This is a genomic window from Achromobacter sp. K91 (assembly GCF_003576205.1).
GTDB classification, from domain to species: domain Bacteria; phylum Pseudomonadota; class Gammaproteobacteria; order Burkholderiales; family Burkholderiaceae_B; genus Achromobacter; species Achromobacter aegrifaciens.
Genome location: NZ_QWFB01000030.1, coordinates 83,159 through 98,139 on the forward strand (window position 1 = coordinate 83,159; position 14,981 = coordinate 98,139).

At 67.8% G+C, this 14,981-nt stretch carries 13 protein-coding genes; 3 read left to right on the top strand and 10 right to left on the bottom strand.

Annotated elements, in window-relative coordinates; genetic code table 11:
- Positions 1 to 39 precede the first annotated feature (39 nt).
- From DXK93_RS11955 to DXK93_RS11970, 4 genes are all read right to left on the bottom strand, one after another.
- Positions 40 to 843, bottom strand: coding sequence for a transglutaminase family protein (locus DXK93_RS11955; RefSeq protein WP_054456981.1), 804 nt, complete (start codon positions 841 to 843; stop codon positions 40 to 42).
- 13 nt (positions 844 to 856) lie between these two features.
- Entirely contained in the window at positions 857 to 1,828 is a 972-nt protein-coding gene (locus DXK93_RS11960) for an alpha-E domain-containing protein (RefSeq protein ID WP_054456979.1), read from the bottom strand.
- A 2-nt stretch (positions 1,829 to 1,830) separates the two neighbouring features.
- The gene (locus DXK93_RS11965) at positions 1,831 to 3,264 is read right to left on the bottom strand and encodes a circularly permuted type 2 ATP-grasp protein (RefSeq protein ID WP_119450165.1); all 1,434 of its coding nucleotides are present in this window, start codon (positions 3,262 to 3,264) and stop codon (positions 1,831 to 1,833) included.
- A gap of 420 nt (positions 3,265 to 3,684) precedes the next feature.
- Positions 3,685 to 4,359 (bottom strand): 5-formyltetrahydrofolate cyclo-ligase, encoded by a 675-nt coding sequence (locus DXK93_RS11970; protein WP_054456975.1) that lies wholly within the window; start codon positions 4,357 to 4,359, stop codon positions 3,685 to 3,687.
- Between the two features lie 115 nt (positions 4,360 to 4,474).
- Here DXK93_RS11970 and DXK93_RS11975 point away from each other — a divergent pair, with 115 nt between their 5' ends.
- Both DXK93_RS11975 and DXK93_RS11980 read left to right on the top strand, forming a co-directional pair.
- Positions 4,475 to 6,625: a lytic transglycosylase domain-containing protein gene (locus tag DXK93_RS11975; protein WP_119450166.1), complete on the top strand. Its 2,151-nt coding sequence runs from the start codon at positions 4,475 to 4,477 to the stop codon at positions 6,623 to 6,625.
- The gene (locus tag DXK93_RS11980; protein WP_119450167.1) at positions 6,622 to 7,722 is read left to right on the top strand and encodes a CCA tRNA nucleotidyltransferase; all 1,101 of its coding nucleotides are present in this window, start codon (positions 6,622 to 6,624) and stop codon (positions 7,720 to 7,722) included. The genes DXK93_RS11975 and DXK93_RS11980 overlap by 4 nt, the downstream gene beginning before the upstream one ends.
- A 55-nt stretch (positions 7,723 to 7,777) precedes the next feature.
- On the opposite strand, the gene DXK93_RS11985 is transcribed toward DXK93_RS11980, so the two are convergent.
- The 6 genes from DXK93_RS11985 to nhaA form a co-directional block, all read right to left on the bottom strand.
- Positions 7,778 to 8,965, bottom strand: coding sequence for a class I SAM-dependent methyltransferase (locus tag DXK93_RS11985; RefSeq protein WP_054456968.1), 1,188 nt, complete (start codon positions 8,963 to 8,965; stop codon positions 7,778 to 7,780).
- 89 nt (positions 8,966 to 9,054) lie between these two features.
- Entirely contained in the window at positions 9,055 to 10,854 is a 1,800-nt protein-coding gene (locus DXK93_RS11990; protein WP_054456966.1) for a DEAD/DEAH box helicase, read from the bottom strand.
- Positions 10,855 to 11,131: 277 nt separating this feature from the next.
- On the bottom strand, positions 11,132 to 11,893 hold the full coding sequence (locus DXK93_RS11995; RefSeq protein ID WP_054456964.1) for a uracil-DNA glycosylase: 762 nt from the start codon (positions 11,891 to 11,893) through the stop codon (positions 11,132 to 11,134).
- A 57-nt stretch (positions 11,894 to 11,950) separates the two neighbouring features.
- A complete protein-coding gene (tenA, locus tag DXK93_RS12000) occupies positions 11,951 to 12,613 on the bottom strand; it encodes a thiaminase II (RefSeq protein WP_119450168.1) in 663 nt (220 codons plus the stop codon).
- A gap of 82 nt (positions 12,614 to 12,695) precedes the next feature.
- A complete protein-coding gene (locus DXK93_RS12005) occupies positions 12,696 to 13,085 on the bottom strand; it encodes a DUF488 domain-containing protein (RefSeq protein WP_119450169.1) in 390 nt (129 codons plus the stop codon).
- Positions 13,086 to 13,151: 66 nt separating this feature from the next.
- Positions 13,152 to 14,372 (bottom strand): Na+/H+ antiporter NhaA, encoded by a 1,221-nt coding sequence (gene nhaA / locus DXK93_RS12010; protein ID WP_119450170.1) that lies wholly within the window; start codon positions 14,370 to 14,372, stop codon positions 13,152 to 13,154.
- Between the two features lie 229 nt (positions 14,373 to 14,601).
- On the opposite strand from nhaA, the gene DXK93_RS12015 reads away from it, so the two are divergent.
- Positions 14,602 to 14,979: a hypothetical protein gene (locus DXK93_RS12015; protein ID WP_054456956.1), complete on the top strand. Its 378-nt coding sequence runs from the start codon at positions 14,602 to 14,604 to the stop codon at positions 14,977 to 14,979.
- The last annotated feature ends 2 nt before the right edge of the window (positions 14,980 to 14,981 follow it).

Below are 14,981 nucleotides of genomic sequence, written 5' to 3' on the forward strand. Positions count from 1 at the left end.
AACCACGCCGCATTGTATTGCGGCGCGGCTGGCGGGATGTTACTGCTGGGCGCTGGTCTGGACCTGCACGCTGACCTCCATGGATTCCTGGCCGCCGCCGCTGCGCACGCCGCGCACCGGCGAAGCCGAGTCATAGTCCCGCGCCACCGCCAGCCGGCAATGGCAGTCCGAGGCGAACTGGCGGTTGGTGATGTCCACGCTGGTCCAGCCCACGTCGGGCAGCCAGACGTCGGCCCAGGCGTGGCTGGCGGCGTGTTCGGCGGTGGTGTACAGGTAGCCGCTGACGTAGCGCGCGGGCACGCCCAGGCCGCGCACGCAGGCCAGGAAGAGGTGGGCATGGTCCTGGCAGACGCCGTGGCCCATGGCCAGCACCTGGTTGGCGGCGGTGGTGACATCGGTGGTGCCGGGCTCGTAGGCAACGCGGTCGCTGACCGCGGTGGCCAGGGCCAGCACGTCGTCCGGCGTATGCAGACCGCCCGGCAGCGCGTCGCGCACGAAGGCCATGACGGTGTCGTCGGCCTGGGTCAGCGGCGTCTGCACGCAATAGGCGTGCACCGGCAGGCGGCTGTCCTCGCTGCCCAGCAGGCCGCGTTCCAGCGGCGCCACCAGCACCTGCCCGACCACGCGCAACTCGATGTCGGTGTGCGGCTGGTTGAGCGTCAGCGTGTGCGTGATGTTGCCGTAGGCATCCACCTGCTTGTCCAGTTCGCCGGGGGCTTCGATATGCCAGCGCAGCACGCGCTGGTGCTCGTCGTCGCGCGGGGTCAGGCGCAAGGTCTGGATGCTGTAGGTGACCGGGGCGGTGTAGCGGTAGTGAGTGACGTGGGTGATGATCTGTTTCATTCCGGTCTCCGGTCTAGGCCGACAGCGGCACCAGGAAATCCTGGCTGATCCGGTTGCCCAGATCGTTGATGCGGTCGAGGAAGTGCTCCAGGTATTGATGCAGGCCGCTGTCCAGGATGTCCTCGACGCGACCGTATTGCAGTTCCGCGCACAGCATGCCGGCGCGCCTCTCGGTTTCGGTCGAGCGTTGGTTGGAGACACGCGCCAGGTCGTCGGCCACCGCGCGCATCGAGGCCAGCAGCGAGCGCGGCATGTCGCCGTGCAGGATCAGCAGCTCGGCCACGCGGTCGGGGGTGATGACGTCGCGATATACCTTGCGGTAAATCTCCAGGCCGGACACCGAGCTGAGCAGCGCCGACCAGCGGTAGAACTCGCTTTGCAGCGCCGCCGCGCCGGCGCCCTCGGTTCGGCCATCGTGGCCGTTGGACCCGCGTTCATGGAACTTCACGTCCAGCATGCGCGCGGTGTTGTCGGCGCGTTCCAGGTGCATGCCGATGCGTAGGAAGTACAGGGCCTCGTCCTCCAGCATGGTGCCGATGGTGACGCCGCGCGCCAGGTGCGAACGGAACTTGACCCATTCGAAGAACTCGCCCGGGTTGCGTTCCAGCAAGCCCGTGTGCAGGTGCTTGAGCAGTTCCAGCCAGGTGGTGTTGTAGGTTTCCCAGACCTCGGTGGTGAGGCTGCCGCGCACGGCGCGCGCGTTCTCGCGGGCGGCGCGCATGCAGGAATAGATGGACGAGGGGTTCTCGGGATCGCGCACCATGTACTGCAGCACGTCGTGCGGCGAGATGGAGGCGTACTTGCTCTGGTACAGGCCTTGCAGCTCGGAGATGCGCAGCACGCCCAGCCACGAGCCTTCGCGCCGCTGCGCGTCCTGCGGCAGCAGCGACATCTGCAGGTTCACGTCCAGCATGCGGGCGGTGTTTTCGGCGCGTTCGGTGTAGCGGCACATCCAGAACAGATTGTCGGCGGTTCGGCTCAGCATGTTCAGTCCTCCTCCAGCACCCAGGTGTCCTTGGTGCCGCCGCCCTGGCTGCTGTTGACCACCAGCGAGCCCTCGGTCAGCGCCACGCGGCACAGGCCGCCCGGCACGGTGCGGATGTCCTTGCCGCACAGCACGTAGGGGCGCAGGTCCACATGGCGCGGCGCCACGCCCGATTCCACGTAGGTCGGCACGGTGGACAGCGCCAGCGTGGGCTGCGCGATGTAATTGGCGGGGTTGGCGCGCACGCGGTCCTTGAAGGCCTCGACCTCGGCGCGCGAGGCCGACGGCCCCACCAGCATGCCGTAGCCGCCCGAGCCATGGACTTCCTTCACCACCAGTTCGTGCATGTGGGCCAGCACGTGCGACAGTTCGTCCGGCCGGTTGCAGCGCCAGGTGGGGACGTTGGACAGTATCGGCTCCTCGCCCAGATAGAAGCGGATCATGTCCGGCACGTAGAGATAGGTGGACTTGTCGTCGGCGATGCCGGTGCCGATGGCATTGGCCAGCGTTACGCGTCCGGCTCGGTACACCGACAGCAGACCCGGCACGCCCAGCGCGGAGTCGGCGCGGAATGACAGCGGATCGAGGAAGTCGTCGTCCAGGCGGCGGTAGATCACGTCGACCTTGCGCGGCCCCTGCGTGGTGCGCATGTAGACGGTGTTCTGTTCGACGAACAGGTCCTGGCCTTCGACGAGTTCCACGCCCATCTGCTGCGCCAGGAAGGCGTGTTCGAAGTAGGCCGAGTTGTACATGCCGGGCGTCAGCACCACCACGGTGGGATCGTCGCCGCCATGCGGCGCGACTTCGCGCAGGTTGTCCAGCAGCAGGTCCGGGTAGTGCGCCACCGGTTCCACCTTGATGCGGCTGAAGGCGTCGGGCATCAGCCGCATCGACATCTTGCGGTTCTCCAGCATGTAGGACACGCCGGATGGCACCCGCAGATTGTCTTCCAGCACATAGAACTCGCCCGCGCCCGCGCGCACGATGTCCACCCCGGCGATGTGGCAGTAGATGTCCTCGGCCACGTCCACGTCCTGCATCTCGGGGCGGTACTGGGCGTTCAGGAATACCTGCTCGGCGGGCACCACGTCCGCGCGCACGATGTCGTGCCCGTGATAGATGTCGTGGATGAACATGTTGAGCGCGCGTACCCGCTGCTTCAGGCCGGCTTCCAGCAGACGCCATTCGGCGGCGGGGATGACGCGCGGGATCAGGTCGAAGGGGATCAGGCGTTCGGTGCCGGCCGCGTCGCCCGCCACCGAAAACGTGATGCCGACCCGGCGAAAGCTCAGGTCCGCTTCCAGGCGGCGCGCGGCCATGGCCTGCGCGGACTGCTCGTCATGCCAGCGCTCGAAAGCCTGGTAGTGGGAGCGTATGCCGCCGGCGCTGTCGCGCATTTCGTCATAGGCGGCGGGACGGGATGATCTGTCCTTCATGGCTCCTCCGGTACAGGTGCTGGCAGCCGGCTCGCGCACGGCCGCCGTCCGGCCAATGTCCGGCCGGTTGCAATGGATTAAGCAACCCGCATGCCAGCCTGGCCGGCACGCGCGGGGGGCGCCCCTGAGGACCAATATCCTCCGAAGGGCGTTGCGGCGCCATCGCCGCGGCGGCTGAGGCCAGGGGATGGCGTGGGCGCCAGGCGCGGATTGGCCGGGGCTGGCGGGTGGATCGGGGTCAGCGGGGCTGGCGCGGAAATGCTTGGCCAGGGGAACGGGTGGGGCGGCGCTGCCGAAGAAAGCGCCCGGAAGTGCGCGGGCGCTGCGTGCTGCGGCCGGGGTCTGGGCTAGGCCCGGCAGCAGTCCCTATGATAGGTCGTGCACCGTATTGGTGCAAACTGGTGGAGCAGAACTGGTGCGTCAGTTCATGCGGAAGCTGTGCAGCGTGGTGCCGCTGGTGCCGCCTTGTTCCAGCGGCGCCTGGGGCACCCAGCCGTCCTGGGTCAGTACCGCGTCCAGCGGGAAGTCGTGGGCGGCGGGTTCATAACCGGCGTCCAGCTCGCCGCAGCTCCAGGCGATGCCGATGGCGATGAACGGGTGGCCGCGGTCGCGCAGCGCGGCCAGGGTGCGGTCGTAATAGCCGCCGCCATAGCCCAGGCGGTCGCCCTGTTCGGTGTAGCCCAGGGTGGGGACCAGCACCACGTCGGGCAGCAGTTCGGCGCCGGCGACGGGTTCCTGGATGCCGTAGGGGCCGGCACGCAATTCGGCATCCGGCGTCCAGGGCAGGAAGGCCAGCGGGGCATTGCGTTCGCGCACCACGGGCAGGGCCACGGTCACGCCGTTTTCGACCCATTGTTCTAGCAGCGGGCGCAGGTCCGGTTCGTCGGCCATGGGCCAGAAGGCGGCCACGGTAGCGGGCGCGGGGCGGCCCGCGCGCACGGCCTCATCGCGCGCCACATTCAGCCAGGTGAACAGGCGCGCGCGCATGAGCAGGCCGCCGCGGCTACGCTGGTCTTCCGGCAGTTCGGCGCGCAGTTTCCGCAATCGCGCGCGTAGCGGTACTGCGGTATCCTCTGGAGTATTTTGCGTAGTCATGCGGTGGCTGTAAGAGGGATGGACAAATGATGGCGAATGTGCGGACGCATGCGGACGAACAGGTGGATTGCCGGCATGCTGGCGTACGGCAAGGCCAGTGTATGAGGGACAGGGCATGACACAGACTCTGCAACCCGGACGGTATCAGAAAACCGCGCGGAAATCCGGGTCCGCCGCCGCCACCGAGGCCGCTCCCGGCCTGCGCCGCTGGCTGCCGCTTCTGGCGCTGTTCACCGCGGCCTGTGCACCGGTGGACGCGCAGCAGCGCAGCGCGTCGGTCAACACCCAGCCCCAGCCTCAGCCAGCCGTTCAGGCCGCGCAACCCGCCATTTCCGTGCCGCCCGCGGTGCTGGCCGGCCTGCCGCCGACCTCCCAGACGCCCGCGCTGGCCGCCGTGGTTGCCGCGCGCGAAGCCATGAACCGCAAGCAGTGGTCCGTGCTGGGTGCGCTGGTGCCGCAGGCCAAGCCGGATCCGCTGGGCATGTACCCCGAATACTGGCTGCTGCGCTACCAGTTGTGGACGCCTCCCGCCACCGGCCGGCCCACCGCCGACCTGCAGAAGTTCATCAGCGGCAATTCCGACGCCTACCTGGCCGATCGCCTGCGCGGCGACTGGTTGCTGGCCGCGGCCCGCAGCGGAGACTTCGAAACCGTGCGCAAGCTCGCGCCCGTGAAGAACAGCAATGCGCAGATCGAGTGCGCCATCCTCGATGCCAAGCACATGACCGGGCAGCGCGCCACGGCGGCGCAGGCCGCGGCCGTGTTCGCGCCGGGCGGCGCCTGCTGGGCGCTGTACGACCAGCTGGTCGCCGACGGCATCATGGGTTGGGAGCAATTGGAACCCCAGCTGCGCGACGCCATCGAAGCCAACAAGACCGCCGACGCGCGGAAGTTCGCGCAGTACATGTTCGAGCCGGGCGACCTGAAAACCTATGACCAGCTCATGAAGGACCCCATGAAGTGGCTGACGCGCCAGAGCCGTCAACCCGTGGGCCGCAACGAGAAGGAACTGGTGACGATCGCCTTGGCGCGCCTGGCGCGTTCCGACGTCAGTGTGGCGGATTCCTACCTGCGCCGCGAATGGGGCAAGTCCGGGGACTGGTCCAAGTCCATGGCCAAGTCGAACCTGGCCTGGGTCCGCGGCCAATACGCGCTGGTTGCCGCGCTGAATCTCGACAGCCGCGCCGACGACTGGTACCACGAGGCCGGCCACATCCGCATGACGGAATACAACGCCGCCTGGAAGGTGCGCGCCGCCTTGCGCCAGCCCAAGATCGACTGGAAATGGGTCATGGAATCCATCGACCAGATGCCCGCCTCGCAGCAGGCCGATTCGTCCTGGATCTACTGGAAGGCCCGCGGCCAGGCCGCGCGCGGCAACAAGGAACAGGCCGCCACCGCCTACGCCAGCATCGCCGACCGCTTCGACTTCTACGGCCAGCTGGCCGCCGAGGAACTGGGCCGCCGCATCACCGTGCCGCCGCGCCCCGCGCCCATCAGCGACCAGGAAATCACCGAGGCCCGCGCCAACCCCGGCCTGCGCCGGGCGATCCAGCTCTTCCGCCTGGGCTGGCGCGCCGAAGCCGTGCCGGAATGGAACTTCACGCTGCGCGGCATGAGCGACCGCCAGCTGATGGCCGCCGCCGAACTGGCGCGCGCCGAGAACATCTACGACCGCGTGGTCAACACCTCCGACCGCACGGAAAAAGAGTTCGACTTCAGCCAGCGCTTCATCGCGCCCTTCGAAGGCCGCGTCACCGCCAAGGCCAACGCCATCGCCCTGGATCCGGCCTGGGTCTATGGCCTGATCCGCCAGGAATCGCGCTTCATCATGGACGCGCGTTCGCACGTCGGCGCGTCCGGCCTGATGCAGCTGATGCCGGCCACGGCCAAGTGGGTCGCGGGCAAGATCGGCATGAGCAACTTCACGCCCGACAGCGTCAACGACTTCGACACCAACACCGAACTCGGCACCAACTATCTGAACATGGTGCTGCGTGACCTGAACGGTTCGCAGATGCTGGCCAGCGCAGGCTATAACGCCGGCCCGCGCCGTCCGCACAACTGGCGCTCGACCTTCACGCATCCAGTGGAAGGCGCGATCTTTGCCGAGACCATCCCGTTCAACGAGACGCGCACCTACGTCAAGAACGTGATGTCCAACTCGGTGTATTACGCCGCCATGTTCACCGGCCAGCCCCAGTCCCTGAAGGAACGCCTGGGCAACATCGTGCCGCTGGGCGCGGAAAGCACTTCGATCCCATGACGCGGGATCCGGCCACGGACGGCCTGCAGGTCTATATCGTGGGCGGAGCGGTGCGCGATGCGCTGCTCGGCCTCCCCCCCGGCGACCACGACTGGGTCGTGGTTGGCGCCACACCCGAGGACATGGCTCGCCGCGGCTTCGTGCCCGTGGGCGGCGATTTCCCCGTGTTCCTGCATCCGCGCAGCAAAGAGGAATACGCGCTGGCGCGCACCGAGCGCAAGTCGGGGCGGGGCTACAAGGGCTTCACGTTCTATACGGGCGCCGACGTCACGCTGGAAGAGGATCTGCGCCGTCGCGACCTGACCGTCAACGCCATCGCGCAGAAGCAGGACGGCGAGCTGGTTGATCCCCTGGGCGGGGCCGCCGACGTGCGCGACCGCATCTTCCGCCACGTTGGCGAGGCCTTCGAAGAGGATCCGGTACGCATTCTGCGGCTGGCCCGGTTCGCGGCGCGCTTTGCCGATTTTTCCGTGGCGCCCGAGACCCTGGCGCTGTGCCGCCGCATGGTCGAGGCCGGCGAGGCCGACGCGCTGGTGGCAGAACGGGTCTGGAAGGAATTGTCGCGCGGCCTGATGGCGGCGGCGCCGTCGCGCATGCTGGGCATCCTGCAGCAATGCGGCGCGCTGGCGCGCGTGATGCCCGAGCTGCAAGGGGTGGAACAGACCGCGGCCGACGTGGATCGCGCGGCCGCGCAGGGCCTGTCGCTGCCGGGCCGTTATGCCTTGCTGTGCCGGCTGACGCCTGAACGCGACGCCATGGGCCGCCGCCTGCGCGTGCCCACGGAATGCAACGATTACGCGCGGCTGTTGCCGGAAGTGTTGGCGGGGCTGGACGCGGTGGAGCAAGGCGCCGATCCCGCGGACGCGCAACTGGCGCTGATGGAGCGCGCCGATGCGCTGCGCAAGCCGGAACGCTTTCTGGATCTGCTGGATGCGGCGGCCGTGCTGCGCTCCGTGGACCGAGCGGCCTGGCAATCGCGCGTGGCAATCGTGCGCGGCGTGGACGCCGGAGCTATCGCCAAAGCTTGCGCCGGAGAGCCGGCGCGCATCAAGGAGCAGGTGCGCGCCGCGCGCCTGGAGCGCCTGCGGGCGCAGTGATTCCGCTATGGATCTGAAAACGTGGCGGCCATGCCTATGAGGCCGCCACGCGTTCCTACAGCTTGCCCAACCGGTCGCCGCGCGAGAACCCTGCCAGCGGTTCGGTGATGCCGCGTCCCACCGCCAATACCTTGAACAGTTCGCCCATCTCCGATTCGGACAAGAGCTTCTGCACGGGCGCCACGGCTTGCGCGTATTGCTGCACGTCGCTCGGATCCAGTTGCGCCAACAGATCCATCAGCCCCGCATTCATCAGGAAGCGGGCCTGCGAGGTATAGCCCAGGACTTGCATGCCGGCCTCGAGCGCGGCATCCGCCATGGCGGTGAAATCGACGTGCGCGGTGATGTCCTGCAGGCCCGGCGCGGTGAACGGATCGCCGTGGGCGTGATGGCGCAGGTGGCACATGAGCGTGCCGCCTGCCCGCTGCGGATGGTAGTACTCGCTGCGCGGAAAGCCGTAGTCCAGCAGCAGCGCCGCGCCGCGTTCCAGCCAGCCGCCCATGGCGGCGATCCAGGCTTCGCCTTGCAGGTTGATCTCGGACACGTAACCGGGCAGGGCCGGCATGCGGGCGGCGACAGCGGCGGCTAGCGCCGGCGGCGCCGGGCGGTCTTCCCAGACGAAGCCTTGCGCGGCGTCCACCGCCACGCCGCGCTCCAGCACCTCGCCCGTATCGCTCCAGCGGAAGATCGACACCGGCATCGCGTCCAGTACTTCGTTGGCCAGCACGCAGCCGGCAAAGCGCTGGGGCAGCGCGTCCAGCCATTGCACACGCTCGCCGAATGCCGCCAGCCTTTCAGCCTGGCGGGCGCGCAGGTCGGCCGACACTTCCAGGATCAGGTAGCGGGTTTGATCCAGGCCCATCGCATCCAGTTCGCGCAGCACGCCTTCGGCCAGGGCGCCGGTGCCGGCGCCGAATTCCAGCACGGCGTCGGTCTGCGTCTGGCGCAGCACCTGGGCGGCCTGGCGGGCCAGCGTGCGGGCGAACAGCGGCGTCAGCTGGGGCGCGGTGACGAAGTCGCCGGCAGGCGTGCGGACGTCGCCGTCGGCCTCGGCCAGCTTGACGTTGCCGGCCGCGTAATAGCCCAGCCCGGGCGCGTATAGAGCCTGCGCCATCCAGTGGTCGAACGACAGCCAGCCGCCATGGGCGGCGATGGTGGCGCGCAGATGCGCGGCAGCGGCTGCGCTGTGTTCCTCGGCGGCGGGAGTAAGGGCGGGCAGGTTGGCGGGGGCGGATCGTTGCATGGTCGGGCGGTGCGTGGACAAGCGGTCATTTTCCCAAAAAACAAACCCCGCGACAGGCGCGGGGTTTGTGTTGGGTTCAAGCGGGCGGATTAGCCGCGGCGGTCAGCCGACTTGCCGAAGCGCTTGGCGGGGCCGCCGGGGCGCTTGTCGAACGAGGGCTTGCCACGGAAACCGCCTTCCGGACGGTCGCCGCCGCGGAAGCCGCCTTCACGCTGCGGACGGTCGCCGAAGCTGGGACGGTCGCCAAAGCTCGGGCGGTCGCCAAAGCTGGCGCGGTCGTTGTAGCTGGGGCGCGAGTCGCGGTCGCCGCCACGGAAACCGCCTTCACGCGGGCCGCGCTCGCTGAACGGGCGGGCATCGCGCTGGGGGCGGTCGCCATAGCTGGGGCGGTCGCCGAAGCTGGGACGCGAATCGCGGTCGCCGCCGCGGAAGCCGCCTTCGCGCTGCGGACGGTCACCGAAGGGGCGGTTGCCCTGGTAGCCGCCTTCACGCTGCGGACGGTCGCCGAAGCTCGGACGATCGCTGAAGGAACGGGCCGGGCGGTCGCCGAACGGGCGATTGCCTTGGTAGCCGCCTTCGCGCGGGCCGCCCTCGCGGTTGCCTTGATAACCGCCTTCACGCGGCTTGAATTCGCCACGCGGGCCGCCGAAGGAACGGCCTTCGCGGTTGCCCTGGTAGCCGCCGCCGGGACGCTTGCCGAACGGCTTGCCGCCACGCGGGCCGGCGCCGCCAGCCGAGGGGCGCGGAGTGCGCTTGGGTTCCAGGCCGGCGATCACTTCGGGGGTGATCGATTGGCCGATGTAGTGCTCGATGCGGCGGACCTTATGGCGCTCGGAATGCGTTGCCAGCGTGAAGGCCAGGCCGCTGCGGCCGGCGCGGCCGGTACGGCCGATACGGTGCACGTAGTCTTCGGCTTGCATCGGCAGGTCGAAGTTGACGGCGTGGCTGATGCCTTGCACGTCGATGCCGCGGGCAGCCACGTCGGTGGCGACCAGGATGCGCAGTTGGCCGCGCTGCAGTTGCGACAGCGTGCGGGTGCGTTGGCGCTGGTTCATGTCGCCGTGCAGGGCGGCGGCGGCAAAGCCTTGGTCGGCCAGGCGGTCGGCCAGATCGTCGGCGCCGCGCTTGGTCGACGTGAAGACGATGGCCTGGTCCAGCGAGGCGTCGCGCAGCACGTGGTCCAGCAGCTGCATCTTGTGGCTGGCATCGTCCGCGTACAGCAGGCTTTGCGTGATGTTGGTGTGCTTTTCCTTGGCGCCGGCGATCTCGATGCGCTGCGGCTCGCGCATCATGCGCGAGGCCAGCTTGGCGACGGTGCCGTCCAGCGTGGCCGAGAACAGCAGCGTCTGGCGGCCTTCCGGCAGGCGGCTGACGATGGTCTCGATATCTTCGATGAAGCCCATGTCCAGCATGCGGTCGGCTTCGTCCAGCACCAGCGTGTGCACGGTGTTCAGTTTGACGCGGCCCGAGTTCAGATGGTCGATCAGGCGGCCGGGGGTGGCGACCAGCACGTCCACGCGGCGCGACAGCGCCTTGAGCTGCGCGCCGTAAGGCATGCCGCCGACGACGGTGGCGGTGCGCAGGTCGGCCAGCTTGCGGCCGTAGGTGGCGGTGGCGTCCGTGACTTGCAGGGCCAGTTCGCGGGTCGGGGTCAGCACCAGCACTTGCACGCCGACGCCCTTGTTGGCGGGCATCTGGGCGATGCGGTGCAGGGCCGGCAGCATGAAGGCCGCGGTCTTGCCGCTACCCGTCTGCGAGGACACCATCAGGTCGTGGCCAGCCAGCGCTTGCGGAATGGCCGAAGCTTGGACGGGAGTGGGGGAGGTGAAGCCAGCGTCTTGAATGGCCGACAACAGAGCGGGCGCAAGACCCAGGTTTTCGAAAGACATTACTTTCCCTTGCCGCAATCAATGCGACGCAGTGCTTGGTCGGGCCAGGGGATTAGGCGGCCGGATCCAGGCGACGGTTGATGGAGCATCGTGCCGACCGAATCAACCGTGCGCGTGGCGCGTTCTCGTGTACTGAGTGGAACGCAGGGCGAAAGGAAAGGAGGTCAGGAATCGATGATGTTCGGCATGGGGCCGGGGCTGTGTCACCCGGCAGACTGCGAAAATTTCCGCTAAATCAAGGCGGTAAATGCCGAACTCGTTTTGTGCAGTGCGGCGATCATAACCCGAATTCGCCCTGCATGGGAATTATTTTTTTGTCCAGCTCCCAATCAATAGGGTTTTTCCCTTGGTTGGTCAGCCACTGATTGGTGGCCAGGAAGTGGCCGCAGCCCAGGAAGGGTACTGGGGGCCTTCTGGCGGACAGGGGCGAGGGGTGGTTGGACATCAGGACCAGGTGGCCGCTGTTGTCCGGGAGCAACGCCCGCTTGGCCTGGGCATGCGCGCCCCACAGCATGAAAACCTTGGGCGACGGGTCGCGCGCGACCAGCGAGATCAACGCGTCCGTCACCGTTTCCCAACCGCGCTTGGCATGCGAGGCCGGCTGGCCGTCTTCCACGGTCAACGCGGTGTTCAGCAGCAGCACGCCCTGTTCCGCCCAAACGCTCAGGTCGTTGCCGGCCGGCACGCGGGTGCCCGGAAACTCCTGGGCGATTTCGTTGAAGATGTTGCGCAGGCTGGGCGGCCGCTTGCAGTCGTCCGGCACCGAGAAGGCCAGCCCCTGGGCCTGGCCCGGCCCGTGATAGGGATCCTGCCCCAGGATCACCACGCGCACGTCCGACGGCTCCAGGCCGTGCAGGGCGCGGAAAGGCGTGGCGGGATAGACGGTCGCGCCTTCGCTCAGCCGTTTTTCTATGTGGGCGGTCACGGCGGCCAGCGCGTCGGCCACGGGCTTGGCGGCAAAAGCCTCCTGCCAGGCGGCGGGCAGTTGCGCCGTCTGGGCGGCGAGGGCTAGGGGAGTCAGTTGGTTGTCGGTCGGCATGGGCGGGATTTTGGCATAGCCCGGACCGCGGGCCGGGGTGAGCCGACCCGTCTTGCTTCAAACCGGCCACCCATCCTGCCGATACGCCGAATCCCAGAACATCCATTCCAGCTGCGCGGCACGCGTATACGCCGCGTGCATCTGCTCCAGCGTTTCGGCGGACGCCTTTTCGGCGACGCGGTCGACCGTGGTGATGACTCGGCGCACCAGGGCGTGGAAGTCAACGCAGGCATAAGCCTCGATCCAGGCCGAATAGGGATTGGGCTGCGTCGCCCGCGCATGGATTTCGCGGCCGATTTCGGCGTAGATCCAGAAGCACGGCAGCAGGGCCGCCAGCGCTACCGGGTACGGCGCGCTCCAGGCGGTGGCGATCAGGTAGCTGGTGTAGTGGTGGCAGGCAGGCGTGAGCGGCGTGGCTTCGAAGGTGGCGTCATCAATGCCGAACTGCTTCAGGAAGCCCGCGTGCAGGGTGCGTTCGGCCACCACCGCGCCTTTGGCGGCGTCAGCAAATTGCACCACGCCGTCGGCGTCGTCGGCCTTGGCCGAAGCGATGGCCAGCGCGCGTCCGAAGGCCACCAGGTAGTGGGCGTCCTGGATCATGTAGTGCTTGAATGCGTTCTCGTCGAGCTGGCCGCTGGCCAGTTCGCGGTTGAACGGCATGTCGCGCGTGGTTTCGTAGAGTGCGGCGTTGCGCGCCCAGGCGTCGGAGCTGAAAGACATGGGATTCCTCAAGACAGACTGTCGGCGCGCGGTTGCGCGCCGGTCGATAAAAGCGGGCTAGGGTATCAAAGCATGCGGGGCGTCAGGCCTTGCGCTTGCGGTGATGCCGGACATAGTCCTGCAGGACCTCGCGCAGCACGATGGCCTGGTTGTGTTCGGTGTTGCGGGCGCCGTAGAGCAGGGTCAGCGGACGGTCGCCCGCCGCGTCCAGCAGGGCGGCCATGCGCGCCTGCTGTTCAGGTTCGGCCAGTTCGGCCTGGTAGCGTTGGCGGAATTCTTCCCAGCGTTCTTCGATGTGGCTGAACCATTTGCACAGCTCCTGGGTGGGCGCGATGTCGCGGGCCCATTCGTCCAGGTGCAGGTCCGCCTTGCGCAGTCCGCGCGGCCACATGCGGTCCACCAGCGCCCGGTAGCTGCCTTCCGGACCCAAGCCCTCGTAGACGCGTTGCACGGCGATGGCGGATGGTTTCATGGCGGCTCCAGGGAAGGGTGGCGGACCTCGCTACTTTAGCGCCCGCCGTCCCTATTCAACCGGCGCTCAAGGATTTTCCGCGGCGCCGGCGCGCGTGCCGCAGGCGCGCAGCACCAGGAAGCCGACCACGGCGGACGCCAGCGAGCCCGTCAGCACGCCGATCTTGGTGGCGTCGATGGCGGCCGGATCGCTGAATGCCAGGGCGCCGATGAACAGGCTCATGGTGAAGCCGATGCCGCAAAGCAGCGACACGCCGTACAGCTGCGCGTAGCTGGCGTGGCGCGGCAGGGTGGCAATGCCGCTCTTGATGGCCAACCAGGCAAAGCCGAACACGCCCAGCTGTTTGCCCAGGAACAGGCCCAGCGCCACGCCCAGGGGCACGGGCGCCGCCAGGCTGCCCAGGCCCATGCCGGCGAAAGACACGCCGGCATTGGCGAAGCCGAAGATGGGCACGATCAGTAGGGCGACCGGTTTGTGCAGCGCATGTTCCAGCGCATGCAGGGGCGAGTGCGCGCCGGGATGGCCCTGGTTCTGCGGGCGCAGCGGAATGGTCAGCGCCAGCGCCACGCCGGCCAGCGTGGCATGCACGCCGGACTTCAGGACGAAGTACCAGAGCACGGCGCCGATTAGCAGGTAGGGAGTCAGGCGCAGCACGCCGGCGCGGTTCAGACAGAACAGGCAGACCAGCAGGGCGCCCGCCATGCTCAGCGCGAATACATTGAGTTCGGCGGTATAGAACAAGGCGATGATGACGATGGCGCCTAGGTCGTCCAGGATGGCCAGCGCCGTCAGGAAGATCTTCAACGAGGTCGGCACGCGGCTGCCCAGCAGCGCCAGGATGCCCAGCGCAAAGGCGATGTCGGTCGCGGCCGGAATGGCCCACCCGCGCAGAGTGTCGGGGCTGCCAAAGTTGATCAGCACGTAGATCAGGGCGGGCAAGGCCATGCCGCCCAGGGCGGCGATGCCGGGCAGCACGATGCGGGCGGCGCCGCGCAGTTGGCCGTCCAGGACTTCACGCTTGATCTCAAGCCCGACCAGCAGGAAGAACACCGCCATCAGGCCGTCGTTGATCCAGTGCAGTACGGTTTCCTTGAGCACGACAGGCCCCGCCTGGAAGCCGAGCTTGGTCTCCAGCACGCTGAAATAGACGGGTGCGGCCGGGCTGTTGGCGACCACCAGCGCGACCAGCGCGGCCAGCATCAGGACATAGCCGCCCAGCGCCTCGGAACGGAGGAACGATTGCAGGAACGAGACCGGCTTTTGGGGAGGGACGGCCTGGAAACTCATGCAGTACCGCCCTTGCTTACGTTTTGATAAGATGCGCGTTTCATTCCTGAATTTTACCTGAATTCATCTTTCGGGATTCCTCTACGTCGTCGAACATCTTTCAATTATTCGAAAAAACAGCTTATCAGCGTCGAATTGTTGGCGTTGCTTGTCCGGCGACCAAACCCTTTCCCTCGAATCCCGACCAGTCCGTGGCCAGCAACGCCGCCTGGCGACTCTTGCTAGCCAAATGCCATTACGCCCTCTTACGGTATTGACCTACACGCCCGCCAAGCCGGGCGCCGCGAGCCGCCTGGTGGATGTTGGCGAAGCGCTCACGGCGCCCGCGGCCCAGAGTCCCCATGGCGTCTATCAGACCCGGCAACTGATTCCCAGCACACGCCTGTTGGGCTGGGCGCGGGCCGGTGCGCGCTTCGATCTGTCCCGCACCGGTTCCGTGCGCGTCTGGTCCGATGGCCGGCTGCACGCCGCCGAATGCCCGCGCGACTGCGCCAGCGCGGGCGCGGCGGCCCTGGAGCAGGAAGACATCGCCTACCTGGAAGCCTACCTGCTATCGCAGGGCCGTTGCTGGAGCGACGCGGACGCCTCGCAAGGCGGCCAGTCCTGATC

Coding starts and splice junctions, on each gene's coding strand:
- DXK93_RS11955 (WP_054456981.1), bottom strand. CDS start 843: ATGAAACAGATCATCACCCACGTCACTCACTACCGCTACACCGCCCCG.
- DXK93_RS11960 (WP_054456979.1), bottom strand. CDS start 1,828: ATGCTGAGCCGAACCGCCGACAATCTGTTCTGGATGTGCCGCTACACC.
- DXK93_RS11965 (WP_119450165.1), bottom strand. CDS start 3,264: ATGAAGGACAGATCATCCCGTCCCGCCGCCTATGACGAAATGCGCGAC.
- DXK93_RS11970 (WP_054456975.1), bottom strand. CDS start 4,359: ATGACTACGCAAAATACTCCAGAGGATACCGCAGTACCGCTACGCGCG.
- DXK93_RS11975 (WP_119450166.1), top strand. CDS start 4,475: ATGACACAGACTCTGCAACCCGGACGGTATCAGAAAACCGCGCGGAAA.
- DXK93_RS11980 (WP_119450167.1), top strand. CDS start 6,622: ATGACGCGGGATCCGGCCACGGACGGCCTGCAGGTCTATATCGTGGGC.
- DXK93_RS11985 (WP_054456968.1), bottom strand. CDS start 8,965: ATGCAACGATCCGCCCCCGCCAACCTGCCCGCCCTTACTCCCGCCGCC.
- DXK93_RS11990 (WP_054456966.1), bottom strand. CDS start 10,854: ATGTCTTTCGAAAACCTGGGTCTTGCGCCCGCTCTGTTGTCGGCCATT.
- DXK93_RS11995 (WP_054456964.1), bottom strand. CDS start 11,893: ATGCCGACCGACAACCAACTGACTCCCCTAGCCCTCGCCGCCCAGACG.
- tenA (WP_119450168.1), bottom strand. CDS start 12,613: ATGTCTTTCAGCTCCGACGCCTGGGCGCGCAACGCCGCACTCTACGAA.
- DXK93_RS12005 (WP_119450169.1), bottom strand. CDS start 13,085: ATGAAACCATCCGCCATCGCCGTGCAACGCGTCTACGAGGGCTTGGGT.
- nhaA (WP_119450170.1), bottom strand. CDS start 14,372: ATGAGTTTCCAGGCCGTCCCTCCCCAAAAGCCGGTCTCGTTCCTGCAA.
- DXK93_RS12015 (WP_054456956.1), top strand. CDS start 14,602: ATGCCATTACGCCCTCTTACGGTATTGACCTACACGCCCGCCAAGCCG.